At 67.8% G+C, this 13,599-nt stretch carries 11 protein-coding genes; 2 read left to right on the forward strand and 9 right to left on the reverse strand.

The genetic code is table 11. The annotated features are described in order from the left end of the window. Positions 1-65: 65 nt before the first annotated feature. The 5 genes from HV701_RS16165 to HV701_RS16185 all read right to left on the reverse strand — a co-directional run bounded on the left by HV701_RS16165 (position 66) and on the right by HV701_RS16185 (position 7,180). Positions 66-2,360 (reverse strand): TonB-dependent siderophore receptor, encoded by a 2,295-nt coding sequence (locus HV701_RS16165; protein WP_175134055.1) that lies wholly within the window; start codon positions 2,358-2,360, stop codon positions 66-68. A gap of 239 nt (positions 2,361-2,599) precedes the next feature. Continuing rightward, on the reverse strand, positions 2,600-4,213 hold the full coding sequence (locus HV701_RS16170; RefSeq protein ID WP_175134056.1) for an ABC-F family ATP-binding cassette domain-containing protein: 1,614 nt from the start codon (positions 4,211-4,213) through the stop codon (positions 2,600-2,602). Positions 4,214-4,453: 240 nt separating this feature from the next. Next, complete coding sequence (locus tag HV701_RS16175; protein WP_175134057.1) at positions 4,454-4,951, reverse strand: DUF2938 domain-containing protein; 498 nt, start codon at positions 4,949-4,951, stop codon at positions 4,454-4,456. A 180-nt stretch (positions 4,952-5,131) separates the two neighbouring features. Continuing rightward, complete coding sequence (locus HV701_RS16180; protein ID WP_175134058.1) at positions 5,132-5,578, reverse strand: MarR family winged helix-turn-helix transcriptional regulator; 447 nt, start codon at positions 5,576-5,578, stop codon at positions 5,132-5,134. Positions 5,579-5,581: 3 nt separating this feature from the next. After that, positions 5,582-7,180: an MDR family MFS transporter gene (locus HV701_RS16185; RefSeq protein ID WP_175134059.1), complete on the reverse strand. Its 1,599-nt coding sequence runs from the start codon at positions 7,178-7,180 to the stop codon at positions 5,582-5,584. Positions 7,181-7,516: 336 nt separating this feature from the next. Between HV701_RS16185 and HV701_RS16190 the strand changes: the two genes are divergently transcribed. Further along, positions 7,517-10,012, forward strand: a complete 2,496-nt coding sequence (locus tag HV701_RS16190; RefSeq protein ID WP_175134060.1) for an AsmA family protein — start codon at positions 7,517-7,519, stop codon at positions 10,010-10,012. Then, positions 10,009-10,395, forward strand: a complete 387-nt coding sequence (locus HV701_RS16195; RefSeq protein ID WP_175134061.1) for an MOSC N-terminal beta barrel domain-containing protein — start codon at positions 10,009-10,011, stop codon at positions 10,393-10,395. The genes HV701_RS16190 and HV701_RS16195 overlap by 4 nt, the downstream gene beginning before the upstream one ends. Positions 10,396-10,462: 67 nt before the next feature. Here HV701_RS16195 and HV701_RS16200 read toward each other — a convergent pair whose 3' ends face one another. The 4 genes from HV701_RS16200 to rsmD form a co-directional block, all read right to left on the reverse strand. Continuing rightward, positions 10,463-11,683, reverse strand: a complete 1,221-nt coding sequence (locus HV701_RS16200) for a benzoate/H(+) symporter BenE family transporter (RefSeq protein WP_175134062.1) — start codon at positions 11,681-11,683, stop codon at positions 10,463-10,465. Then, entirely contained in the window at positions 11,680-11,931 is a 252-nt protein-coding gene (locus HV701_RS16205; protein ID WP_175134067.1) for a YfhL family 4Fe-4S dicluster ferredoxin, read from the reverse strand. Before HV701_RS16205 ends, HV701_RS16200 begins: the two co-directional genes overlap by 4 nt. 191 nt (positions 11,932-12,122) lie before the next feature. Further along, positions 12,123-12,626 (reverse strand): pantetheine-phosphate adenylyltransferase, encoded by a 504-nt coding sequence (gene coaD, locus HV701_RS16210; RefSeq protein WP_006385942.1) that lies wholly within the window; start codon positions 12,624-12,626, stop codon positions 12,123-12,125. 58 nt (positions 12,627-12,684) lie between these two features. Next, positions 12,685-13,251, reverse strand: a complete 567-nt coding sequence (rsmD, locus tag HV701_RS16215; protein ID WP_175134068.1) for a 16S rRNA (guanine(966)-N(2))-methyltransferase RsmD — start codon at positions 13,249-13,251, stop codon at positions 12,685-12,687. Between the last annotated feature and the right edge of the window lie 348 nt (positions 13,252-13,599).

A 13,599-nucleotide genomic window follows, 5' to 3' on the forward strand; every position in this document is an offset into this window, starting at 1 on the left:
ACGCGCATTCGGTCGCGCTTCACAGACGGGGCAGGCCTTTGGCATCAAGGGCCTGCCCCGCCCATTTAGAACTTCGCCTGCAAACTCAACGTCACCCTACGCGGCTCGCCATAGATCAAGCCGTTGTAGAACCCATACTGCCGATAGTACGTCTTGTCGAACAGATTGCTGACGTTCAGCATGGCCGACAGATGGCGGTTGATGTCATAGCGCGCCATCGCGTTGAATAGCGCATACCCCTTCAGAGGAATCGGCGAATCGTCGAAGCCGCCGCGGCCATCCGGCCGGCCGGGATAGGGCTCGGACACCGTCTTGCCTTGCCAGGACATGCCGCCGCCGACGGTCAGCCCCCGGAGCGGCCCCTGGAACCGGTAGGTGGTGTTCAGCCGCAGCAGATGGCGCGGGTCGGGGCGCTCGGCGGTGTCGTTGTTGCCGACGTCCAGATAGGTGTAGCCCAGATAGACGTTCCAGGCGGCCGTCACGGCGCCGGCGATCTCGGCGTCCACGCCCTTGACGATGACGCCGGTGCCGGGCTGGTAGGCCTGGTCGCCATCGGGCGTCAACCTGTCGCCGTCTTTCAGGGCGACGTTCTTCTGCAGGCTGCGGAATGCCGACACGGCGGCATTGAGAGCGCCATTGAACCATTCGCCCTTGATGCCGGCCTCGTAGCTGGCGCCCGTGATGGGCTTGAGGGTGTCGCCGCTTTCGTTCTTGTTGGTCTGCGGCGTGAAGACATCGGTGTAGCTGGCGTAGACCGAGTAGTTCGGCGTCAACCCGTAGACCAGGCCGTAGTAGGGCGTCCAGGCGTGGGCGGCGTTTTCTCCGGTGCGCGCGCCGCGGGCGCCCGCCGCGTTGTAGTTGTCGCTGTGGATCTGGTAGACGCTGCGGCGCAGCCCGGCGATCAGGGTCAGGTCGTCGGCGAGCTCGAAGCGGCCCGCGACGTAGCCGCCGTAGAGCGTTGTCCGGGTGACGCGGCGGGCGTTGGTGCGGAAGGCGCGGATGTTGCCATATTCGTCGCCGCGCCAGGCGCGCCAGTCGGCGACGGGCAATTCGGTGCGGTATTGGCAGCGTCCGCGGAAGCCGGCGATGCCGTCGATGCTGCAGTTGCTGCTGTCGAAGGTCCAGGACGGTTCGTCCATGCGCGAGCCGTTCAGGCCGACGAGCAGTTCATGCCGGCGTCCGAACAGTTCCAGGGGGCCCGACAGATCCAGCGAGAACGCGTCGGTTTCGCCTTCGGTCTCCGAATGGATGGCATTGAGGTAGGCGCCGCTGCCGTCCTGATTCCAATGGGGCCAGCGGACCCTGCCGTTGTTGACCTTGATGGCCCCCTTGTTGTTCAGGTCCGCGCGCGAGGCGTGGGCATAATCGGCACGCAGCTTCCAGTCGTTGTCGAAGCGATGGTCGAGCGAGACGAACAGCGTCTTTGCTTCCATGTCGGTCTTGCTCCAGTCCGCCGCGAGGTTGAGGCTGCGGCGGAAATGGGTCGGCGATCCGTCCGCAAACCAGGCGGGCACGTTGGCGCCCCAGGAGGCGCCGTGGAAGATGCTGTGTTCGTACTGGAAGCCCAGGCCCACCTGCGTGCGGGCTGTCACATCCATGGCGATGCTGGCCAGGAACCCCTGCCGTTCGATGCCCGAGTGGTCGCGAAACCCGTCGGAGTCCTCGCCGCTGAATACCAGGCGCGAGCGGACGCGGCCGTCCGCCGCCAGCGGTATGTTGATGTCGCCGACGGCGTTCTTCTTGTTCCAGCTTCCGGTGCGCAGGGTCAGGCTCGCGCCGAGCGTGCGGCCAGGGCGCTTGCGCACCAGGTCGACGGTGGCGGAGGGATCGCCGGTGCCGCCCATCAAGCCGTTCGCGCCCCGCACGATGCTGACGCGGTCGTAGAGATCCATGTTGATCGCGCCGCTGCCGCCGCCGTTGAACGAGGACCCGCCGATGATCGACAGGCCATCGACCTTGTAGTTGGTGATGTTGAATCCGCGGGCCCGCCAGGTGGTGCGCCCGCCGTTGTCCAACTCGGTGAAGGTGATGCCCGTCGTGCTGCCGAGGACGTCGCCGATGGACTGCATGCCCTGGTCGTCCATCTGCTGGCGCGTCACCACCGACACGGACTGGGGTGTTTCCTTAGGACTCAGCGTCAGGCCCGTCGAGGCACGGGTCGAGGGCACGGTATAGGAGCGCGTGGCCTCGGTGGGCTCGTCGGCTTGCCCGCTCACTTCAATGGCCGGCAGCGTGGCCGGTCCGGGCGATGCGTTGCCGGCGGCATCCGGCTGTCGCGCCTGGGCCGGGGCGGCCGCGGACGCCAGCGCAAGCGTGATCAGGCCAAGCAGTACGGACGCGCCCGACGAGTGGTGGTGCATGACAATCCATCCCTGTTTAAATTGGAAAACGAAGCGCCATTGATTGGCATTTGTATTTATGGAAATGACTGCCCAGGGAATATGCCGGATATCGGCCGGGATGGATCGCGCAACGCGCGATGGCGCGGCAAAAGCAGACTTGTTGAAGTGGGGCGCCGCCGCGCGAATGGGATCAGGCGGTGCGATGGCGAGGCGCGCGGGGCCTCATTGCCATGCCGACCTATCGGCATCGTGTGCGCTCACCACGGTTCCAGGAGCCAGCCCTGTTCTGTGGCGCGCAGCCTATCGGTCAGCGCCAGGTTGTCCAGGAACGCGTTGTCGTGCGACACCACGACCAGCGCGCCGGGGTAGCCGCGCAGCATGCTTTCCAACGCGAGCAGGGAAGGCAGGTCGAGGTGATTGCCCGGCTCGTCCAACAGCAGCAGGCGTGGCGGCGGATCGGCGTAGAGCGCGCAAGCCAGCGCCGCTTTCAGGCGTTCGCCGCCGCTCAGTGCGCCGCTCGGCGCCATGATCTTGCGCGCGTCCAGGCCGAGGTGCGTCAGGCGTGTGCGCAGATCGCCTTCGCTCAGGGCTGCGTTGACGGCTTGCAGTTGTTCGAGCACGGGTCGGTCCGAGGCCAGGCCGGCCAGGCGCTGGTCGAGATGGACGCATTCGGGCACGCGCTTGCGTTCGCCCGCCAGCGGCGCCAGTTGGCCGGCCAGCACCTTGAGCAAGGTCGATTTGCCGCAACCATTGGGGCCGGTGACCGCGACGCGTTGCTGGCCGCCCAGCAGCAGGTCGACGTGGCGGGTGGGGCCCGCGACAAAAGGCAGTGTGACGGCCTCCAGCGCCGCCACGCGCCGCTGCACGGCCGGCGAGACGGGCAGGGCATGCAGCGAGATGTCGACGTCCCTTTCCACCTGCTGCGCGGCGTCGCGCACGGCCTGCGCCAGGCGGTCGTGGGCGGCGGCATGCTGCTGGCGCAGCCTGCCTGCCGAGTCCTCGCTGCGGCCCTTTTGCCGGTCGAGCAGGATCTTCGCCTGATTGGCCTCCTTGCCATGTCGCTGGCCGCGCGCCTGCCGCCGTTCCTGCCGTTCGCGCTGCGCCTGCATGGCCTGTTCTTCGCGCCGGCGTTCGAGCTTGCGGTGTTCGAGCCGCTCGAGCGCATTCGATCGTTCCTGTGCCTTGCTGGCGGCATAGGCGTCGTAGTTGCCGCCGTAGCTGCGCAGGCCCAGCGACGACAGTTCGACGATGCGCGTCATGGTGTCTAGCAGTTGGCGGTCGTGGCTGACGACCAGCAGTCCGCGCGGCCAATGCCGCAACTGTTCGATCAGGGCCTGGCGGTTGCGCCGGTCCAGGTGGTTGCTGGGTTCGTCGAGAATGAGGAAGTCGGCGTCGGACAGCATGGCGCTGGCCAGCGCCACGCGCATGGCCTCGCCGCCGCTGAGGGTGCTGGCGGGCGTCGAGACGTCGAGATGGCCGAGGCCATCGCGTGCCAGCGCGTGTTGCAGGCGTTGGCGGATATCCCAGCGATCGCCGACTTGCTCGAAGTCTTCCGGCGCGCTGCTGCCGGCTTCGATGTGCCCGAGGGCGTCCAGCGTGGCTTGCACGCCGGCCAGGCTGGCGACGGTGGCGCCGGCAGGCGGGGACACCTGTTGGGCCAGGTAGAAGACGTTGCCCGATCGCAGGCAACGCCCGCTCGAGGGCGATAACTGGCCGGCCAGGATCCGCGCCAGCACGGTTTTGCCGGCGCCATTGCGCCCGACCAGGCCGGTGGGGCGTTGGTCGAAGGTTTCGTCGAGTGCGGAAAAAAGCGGGCTGCCGTCGGGCAGCAGGTACGACACGCGTTCCAGCGTGAGATAGGGAGTCGTCATGCGTGATGCTTCCAGAGATGCCAGGACTCCCCCTGCGAACGGGGGCGGGTGGAGACTGGCCGTCAGGGCGACGGCGGCATCAATGGCGCATGGGACGAATACCTCGATGAATGGCGTTCAGGCCGTTACTTTAAAAGCCCTGCGGGGAATTGGCAAAGCGCGTGCGCGGCAAGGCTGTCCGGGCAGGCGGGAAGGGCTCGCGGCAAAGGCAATCGGGCCGGTGCGCGGAGGCGCGGCGTTTCAGGCCTCCAGGGCCTGCGCCACCACCCATCCCGCCAAGTACAGCCCCACGCCGAACGACGCATGCGCCATCAGGCTGCGCAGGCGCGCCACGCCGGGCTTTGGGGTCTTGGACGCGGCGATGCCGGCGCCCATGCCGGGTTGCAGGATCAGGAACGGCGCCGCCACCGTGGCGAGGCCGACGATCAGCGCCGGCGGCAGGGTCGGCCGCGCGGCCCAGGCCGGGCCCCAGATCGCCAGCAGCAGCAGGGCGAAGAGGACGCCGATGGCGTAGTGGGCGATCCAGCCAATGGCGCGTTCGCCCGCCACGGGCGCCGAGCGCGCGATGCCGGGATGGGTCAGGCGTCCTTGCGGCAGGTGGCCGAGCCAGCGGCCGACCAGGGCGTAGTCCAGCGACGGCACGCCGAACAGGCGCTTGAGCAGCAGCGCCCACAGATCCATGACGAGCGTGGCGCCGGCGCCGATCAGCACGGCGCGAAGAATGAGGTCGGGGGGCATGCGAGGGCTCCGGCGATATGGAATAACAATCAATAGATTAATTGAATGTTATTCAATAACCTTTCCGAGTGTCAATGGCACGGACAGGCGATGGGGCATTGCCCGCGCGAAGCGGCACGGGTAGGAAGGTTTTGGGCCGTGGCGTTGGAGCAACGCCACGGGCGGCCCCAGGGCGTGGCGCTACCCGCCCTTGCCGCCGCCCGCGGCGCGCAGGAAGTTCTCTTCCAGCACGTTCAGCACCCGGTTCAGGGTGTCGATGTCGGACGCGGACAGTCCCTTGAGCGATTCGTCGAAGAAGGCCGCGCGCTTGGGCAGGGCTTCATCGACCACGGCCTGGCCGGCCGGCGTGAGGCGGGCGTTGGTCAGGCGGTTGTCGTGCGGGTCGACGGCGCGCGCGATCCAGCCAAGTTTCTGCATTGCCTGCAATTGGCGGGTGAGCGAGGCGGGATCGAGGCGGCAGCGTTCGGCCAAGTGCTTCTGTGAGCAGGGACCGTTTTCATGCAGCGCCAGCAGGATGCGCCAGCGCGGCAGCGCGTGGCCGACCCGGCCGCTGAAGGCGCTCTGCATGACCCGGTAGGTCTGGCCCATGTGCTGGATGACCTGCAGGCCCTGTTGTTGTTTGGGCAAAAGCTACTCTCCGACGGCGGCGGGCTCCGGCTTGGCGGGGCGCGCCAATTGCACCAGGGGGACGCGCCGCACGCACCACAGCGCCAGCACCGCGACCGCCAGGGCGATGAGCTGCCCCTCGTGGATGGCGCCGACCAGCGCCACGCGCGCGATCTCGATCAGCGACGTTCCATCCTGGCCTTGATGCGCCAATTGTGCCAGGAACTGGCTCTGGGCCTCGGGATTGACCAGCATCTGCGGGTCGTTCAGTTGCGGCAGCCAACGCGCCGAGGCGCCGCGCAGGGTCGATTCGACGCCGCTGAAATAGCTGTGGCTGACCATGGTGCCGACCACGGCCGTGCCCAGCATGCCGCCGACCATGCGCAGCGATTGCAGCATTGCGGTGGCGATGCCCAGGTGGCTGCGGCCGGCGGTCTGCTGCGCGAACACGGTCAGGTTGGGCATGATGAAGCCCATGCCCAGGCCGGCCATCAGCATGTAGGCGGCGATCAGGCCCTGCGGCGTGTCGTTGTGGGTGGTGACGATACCCAGGCAGGACAGCGCCATCAGGATGAAGCCGGCATACAGCATGCGGTTGGGGTTGCGGATGCGGGTGATGATGCGGCCGTTGACGATGCTGCCCACGGTGATGAAGACCACCATCGGCGTGATTAGCAGGCCGGCGTCCTGCGGCGACAGGCCGAAGCCGCCCTGCAGCAGCAGCGGCGCGTAGAACAGCAGCGAATACATGGTGACGCCCACCAGCAGGGCCAGGATGAACAGCATGGCCAGGCCGCGGTTGCGGAACATGTCGAAGGGCAGCAGCGGATGCGGGCAGCGCCGTTCCCACCAGATCAACAGGCCGAAGGCGGCAACGCTGGCGGCGCCCAGCAGCGCGATGGTGGCGCTCAGGCCTTCCTTGGGCAGCAGTTCCACCAGCAGTTGCAGGCTGCCGAGCGCGGCGGCGATCAACAGCGCGCCCTGCCAGTCCAGGCGCACCTTGCCGGTGGCGTGGTTGCGCAGGTGCGGCAGGTAGCGCGTCACGAACCAGAGGCCGAGGATGCCGATGGGCAGGTTGACGTAGAACACCGAGCGCCAGCCGTAGTGCTCGGTCAGCGCGCCGCCCAGCGTGGGGCCGATTGCGTTGGCGATGCCGAAGGCCGAACTGAGCATGACCTGCCAGCGCAGCCGCACGTGCGGGTCAGGGAACAGGTCGGGAATGGAGGCGAAGGCGGTGCCCACCAGCATGCCGCCGCCGATGCCTTGCAAGGCCCGCGCCAGCACCAGCGTGAACATGCTGTCGGCGGCGCCGCACAGCACCGAGGCCAGCGTGAACAGCACGATCGCCGCCACCACGAAGGGCTTGCGGCCGTAGTAGTCGCCCAGCCGCCCGAAGATCGGCACGGTGATCACCGAGGTCAGCAGATAGGACGTGGCCACCCATGCGTACAGCTCGAAGCCCTTGAGTTCGGCCACGATGGTGGGCAGCGCGGTGCCCACCACGGTCTGGTCGATGGCGACCATCATCATGACGAAGCACATGCCCAGCATGGCGAGCAGGGTCTGGCGGAAGGGGAGCACCTGGCCGGGCGAATAAGGGGTGCTGGGGGCGGGGGCGGGCATTATTGGACCGATCAATTATTGATGGATCAATCATTCTAGCCCTACAATCCCCGAGACAGAAAACCGTCAGCCTCGGGCCGGGCGCGAGGCCGGGCCCGATTTGTTACGATAGCGGTATGTGCACGCTGGTCAGACTGGCGTCTTCAGCAGGTCTTTCCATGGCAGTCCTCTCCGCTTGGCATCCCGGCCCCCCGGCCTGGCGCACGCGGCGGCACGCGATCGAAGACGGACAAATCAGGAGGCCGCGCGCAGGGCGCGGCGGCAAAGCGCCATTTCCGCGCCAGGCGCGGCGGATGGCATTCAAGGATTACCAGTCGAGGTACCGACGGGGCGGCAATGAAAACGTGGTTCAAGCGCATTCTGATAGGCCTGGTGGTGTTGATTGTCGTGGCCGTCGTTGGCCTGGCCATCTTTTTGCTGACGTTCGACCCCAACGCGTACAAGTACAAGCTCGAAGAGCTGGTGCAGGAACGCTATCACCGCACCCTCACGATCGACGGCGAGATCCAGCTGTCGCTGTTCCCGCGCATCGGCCTGTCGGTGCAGGGTGTGTCGCTGTCCGAGGTCAATAGCCCCGATACCTTCGCCTCCATCGACAGCACCCGCCTGGCGGTGGCGGTGTGGCCGCTGCTGTCCAACAGCTTCGTGGTCGACCACGTGGCCATCAGCGGCTTCAAGGCGCGCGTGGTGCGCAACAAGGACGGCCAGTTCAATTTCAGCAACCTGGTGGGCGGCACCGCGCCGGTGGTGGCCACGCCCGCCAATCCGGCCGAGGCGCTGGCAGGCGCCGCCCAGACCGCCGCGCAGGCGCTCAGCAGCGGCGCGCTGCCGCCGTCGCGCAACAACATGCAGATCGACATCGCCGGCCTCGACCTGAAGGATGGCGAGGTGCTGTTGCAGGACCAGATGTCCGGCATGGCGGTGGCGGTCACCAAGATCAATGCCAACACGGGCCGCGTCACGTTCAACCAGCCTTTCGACGTGCGCCTGACCGCGCGCATCGAGGGCGGCAATCCGCGTATCGACGCCAATCTGACCGGCCAGGCGTTGCTGACGCTGGACCCGTCGGCCAAGCGCTATGCGGCGCAGAAGCTGGACCTGCGCATGGACGGCAAGCTGCCGGGCGCCGAGGCCAAGAGCCTGGCGATGCGCGGCAACCTGGCGTTCAATGGCCAGAAATCGGCCTTGAACGTGGCGGGCCTGGAGGTCGTGTTCCAGGGTGACGTGACCGATCCGGCCGCGCGCGCCACCAATGTCGAGGCAAGCGTGGCCATGCCCAAGCTGTCGATCGACCCGCACAAGAGCCAGCTGCAGATCGAGAAGCTGGCGGTGCGCGCCAAGGGGGGCGTGGCCGACGGCCCGTTCGAATTCGCCGTCGATGCGCCCGCGCTGAATATTTCCCCGACGCAGGCCACCGGCGAGGCGCTGACCGGCCGCGTGCGCCTCAGCGGCCTGGATGCCAGTTTCGGCTTGAACGGCATCAGCGGCAACGCCGCCGAACTCGACATCAAGGAAGCCAAGCTCGACAGCACTTCCAAGAGTGGCGAGCGGGTCGTCAAGCTGAGCTTCGCCTCGCCGTTGACGCTGAACCTGCTGCAGCGCCAGGGCGGCCTGTCGGGCTTGCGCGGCGATGTCAGCATCACCGATCCCGGCCTGCCCAAGGGCAGCCTGCAGATCCCCGTGATCGGCAGCCTCAACGTCGATCTGCTCAAGGACACGGCCAGCAGCAAGATCAACGCCGTGCTGGAAGGCGGCAAGTTCGACCTGACCGCCGACATCGCCAAACTGAGCGATGCGCCGCAAGTGAAGTTCGCGCTGGCGGTGGATACGCTGGACCTGGATAAGCTGGCGCCGCCCGTCGCCGCCGCGCCGGCCAAGCCGCCCGCCGACGGCAAGAAGGACGAGAACAAGCCGGCGCAACCGGCGCCGGCCGCGCCGGCGGATGATTCGATCAACCTGTCGGCGCTGGTCGGTCCCAGCGTGAACGGCACGCTCAAGGTCGGCAAGCTGGTGGTGCGCGGCCTGAAGGCCGATGATGTCGCCGCCGCCATCAAGCTCGACCGCGGCAAGCTCGACATCTCCAGCCTGACCGCCGGGCTGTATGGCGGCAAGCTGGCCGGCGCGTTGTCGCTGGACGCGGCGCAGGGCAACCAGTTGGCCACCAAGATGTCGCTGGCGGGCATCGCCATCGAGCCGCTGCTGGTGGATCTGGCGCAGCGCAACATCCTGAGCGGTACCGGCAGCCTGGCGCTGGACCTGAAGACCGCGGGCGCCAATGCTTATGCCATGAAGGGCGGGCTGGGTGGCACCGTGCAGGTGCGGCTGCGCGATGGCGCCGTCAAGGGCATCAACCTGACGCAGACGTTGCGCGACCTGAAGGCCGCGCTCAAGCCCGACTCGCAGGACGAGACCGTGGCCGCCGATACCAGCAAGCAGACCGCCTTCTCGGAAATGGAAGCCGACCTGGCCTTCAACAAGGGCGTGGCCAGCGTCAAGCGCCTGAACGTGGTGTCGCCGCTGTTGCGCGTGACGCAGGGCGAGCCGGCCACCATCGATTTCGTCAAGAGCGAGCTCAACCTGGTGGCGCGCGCCCGCGTGATCAACCCGGCCGCCGACCCCGAGGGCAAGGAACTGATCGACCTGAAGGACGTGACCATTCCGGTGCACATCAAGGGCCCGTTCGACAAACCCACGTATACGCTGCTGTGGAAGGATGCCATCGGCGGCATCCTCAAGCGCAGCCTGGAAAACAAGCTGCGTGAAGCCGTGACCGGCAAGGGCAAGGGCGGCGCGGCGGTGGACAAGGCGCTCAAGGGCCTGCTGGGCAGATGAGCGCCGCCACCTTCCAGCCCATCGCCCAGTGCGGCGTGACGGCGCAGGCCGAGGCCGCGCCCTATCACCGCCAATGGCTGGTGGCCAACGATTCGGGCCAGTGGCTCAACCGCGAACTGTGCCCGCGGCTGGCCGACGTGGCGGTGGAGTTGCGCCTGGGTTACCTGGTGCTGCGCGCGCCGGGCATGCTGCGCATGGATATTCCGCTGGACGTGATCGAGGACGACGACAGCGTGCGCTACAGCATGAGGGTCGGCGAGCAGGTCATCGATGTGATCGACGAGGGCGAACTGGCTGCTGCCTGGATCTCGAATTTCGTGCAGGTGCCGTGCCGCATCATGAAGGTGCATCCGGACACGCCCGTGTCCGCCTGGCCGGACTGAGCCTGGCGCGGTAAAGCCATTGCGCGAACCGTCGCCGGGTTGGCCGGCAACGCGCGAGGCGGCCGGTTCAGGCCGCGGGCTTGCGCGTGTATTCGAATAGGGTGTGGGCCAGCAGGCCCGCCACCAGGCCCCAGAAGGCCGAACCGATACCCCAGAAACTGAAGCCCGATGCCGTGGCCAGCAGCGTGATGAGCGCGGCTTCGCGCCGTTGCGGGTTGGCCATGGCCGCGGCCATGCCGCCCATGATGGTGCCCAGCAGCGCCAGCCCGGCCAGGGCCGCCAGCAGCGCGGCCGGCAATGCCTGGAAGAACACCGCGACCGCGCCGGCGACGATGCTCAGCAGGAAATAGCTGACCCCGTAGGTGGCCGCGGCGATGTAGCGCTTGGCGGGCTCGGCATGGGCCTCGGGGCCGGTGCAGATGGCCGCGCTGATCGCGCCCAGCGTGACGCTGTGGGCGCCGAAGGGGGCGGCCAGCAGGCCCAGCAAGCCGGTGGCGGCCACCAGCCGCGAGGCCGGCGGGCGGTAGCCGGCGGCCTGCAGGATGGCCAGGCCGGGCAGGTTCTGCGAGGCCATCGCCACCACGAACAGTGGCACGCCCAGGCTGATCGCGGCCTGCATGCTGAAGGCCGGCGTGGTCCAGACGAATTCGGTCAGGCGCCAGTCCAATTGCTCGGCGCGGATCAGGCCCAGGCCGGCCGCCATGGCCACCGCCACCGCCATCACCACCAGCACCGCGTAGCGCGGCGCCCAGCGCCGGCACGCCAGGTAGGCGGCGCACATGACCAGCACCAGCGCCGGTTGCTTGCCGATGTTGGTGAACACGCCCATGCCGAAATTGAGCAGTACGCCTGCCAGCATGGCCGCGGCGACTTCGCCGGGAATGCGGCGCAGGATCGGATCGATCCAGCCGAACAGGCCGCAGGCCAGCGTCAGCGCGGCGGCCAGGACGAAGGCGCCGATGGCTTCGGGAAAGGGCACGCCGGCCAGCGCGGTGACCAGCAGCGCGGCGCCCGGCGTGGACCAGGCCATGACGATGGGCAGGCCGGTGCGCAGGCTGTAGGCCGCGCCGCCCAGGCCCAGCGCCAGGCTGAGCGAACCGATCCAGGAACCGATGCGGGCAGCGTCCAGGCCGGCGGCATGGCCGGCCTGCACCATCAGCACGGCGGTGCCGCCGAAGCTGACCAGGACGGCGACCAGGCCGGCGGCGATGGCCGAGGCGGACAGGTCGCGGCGGGCGTTGGGGCGGGTGGCGGGGGGATCGAAGACGGGCTGGGCGGCGTCGCTCATGCGGCACCGGTCAGGCGGCGGTACTTGGCCATCAACTGTTCCTGGCCTTCCTGCCATTGCGGGTGCAGTTCGATGCACTCGACCGGGCAGACCACCTTGCATTGCGGCTCGTCGTGGTGGCCGACGCATTCCGTGCAGCGGTCAGGATCGATGACGTAGTAGTCCTCGCCCATGGAAATCGCGTCGTTCGGGCACTGGGGCTCGCAGACGTCGCAATTGATGCATTCTTCGGTGATGGTCAGGGCCATGATGGGGGGCAGGGCAATCCGGCAGGGTTCTTGCAATTGTACTGCCAGGCCCGCGAGGGGCCGCGCAAGCCCCTGGCGCCGACCTGCCCATCGGCGGCCCAACCCGATGCGCCGCGCGGGCCGCCAAAAGCGCAGGGAGGGCGCGCAAGGCGCCCTCCGGGAGGGTTCGGTGAGGCGGAGAGCGGGGACGCTCAGCCCGGCCAGGATTGCTCGCGGCGTTCCTTGGCTTTTTCCTGCAGCCAGCGTTCCACCGAGGGGAACACGAACTTGCTGACGTCGCCGCCCAACTGGGCGATTTCGCGCACGATGGTGCCGGAGATGAACTGGTATTGATCCGACGGCGTCATGAACAGGGTCTCGACGTCGGGCAGCAGATGGCGGTTCATGCCGGCCATCTGGAATTCGTATTCGAAGTCGGACACCGCGCGCAGGCCGCGCACGATGACGCGTCCGCCCTGGTCGCGCACGAAGTCCTTGAGCAGGCCGCCGAAGCTCTGCACTTCCACGTTGGGATAGTGGCCCAGCACTTCGCGCGCGATGTCCACGCGTTCGTCGATGCTGAAGAAGGGCTTCTTGTTGCGGCTGTGGGCGATACCAACCACGACTTTGTCGAAAAGTGTGGCGGCACGGCGGACCAGGTCTTCGTGGCCTCTGGTCAGCGGGTCGAAAGTGCCGGGGTAAACAGCGATGATCATGCGAGCTCCGTACCGTTATTAGTGGTGTACACCATCCTCCGAAGCTCGGATTATTGACTTATTTGCGCAATGCAGCAAATTTCAGGAGATGGTAGTGGACCGCCCCGGCCTTGTCCTGGCGCAGGATCTCGAAGCCCTCGGGGGGCTCGATCGGGCTCTCGGCCTCGACGTAGACCAGTCCGCCGTCGGCCAGGATGCCCGGCAGGATCGGCCACAGGCGCGCCAGCCAGCCCTGCCCGAACGGCGGATCCAGCAGGATGAGGTCAAAACGGGACGCATCCATTCTTTCGGCGACCTGCATCGCATCGCCCACATGGATGCGTATCATGTCGGCTTTGAGTTTGTCGCGCAGTGTCCGCAGCGCGGACGCGGCGGTCTTGTCCCGCTCGACCATCTGCACATGCGCCACGCCGCGCGAGGCCGCCTCGAAGCCCAGGGCGCCGCTGCCGGCGAACAGATCCAGCACCTGCTTGTCGGCGAATTCGCCGCCCCACAGGTGATTGAGCCAGTTGAGCAGCGTTTCCCGCACCCGGTCGGGCGTCGGGCGGAGCGTCTCCACGTCGGGCACGACGATAGGGGTGCGCCGGTATTGGCCCCCGACGATACGAATATACTTGTTACCCATGTTTAGCCGCTTCTTCAAGAAAAAATCCCCTCCGCCCGCCGCGCCGGCCCAGCCCGCGCCGCCGCCGGAGCAGGTGGACGCAGGGATCGCGCCGCCAGCCGGGGCCGAGGCGTCCGCCCAGCCCGTCGAACCCGCCGTTCCGGCCCGCGAATTCGCGCCGGTCGCAACGCCCGAGGTGACCCTGCCGGCGCCGTCCGCCGAGGTGCCGATGCCGGCTTCGGCCAGTGTGCCGCAACCGGCGCCGGCCGTGGTGCCGCAGCCGCAGGCCTCGGCGCCGGTGGTTGCGCCCGCCGCCACGCCGGTTTCCAACCCCGCGCCCGCCGCTCCCGCTCCCGCTTCCGCGCCCGT

Source organism: Achromobacter pulmonis, from assembly GCF_902859765.1.
Classification (GTDB): domain Bacteria; phylum Pseudomonadota; class Gammaproteobacteria; order Burkholderiales; family Burkholderiaceae_B; genus Achromobacter; species Achromobacter pulmonis.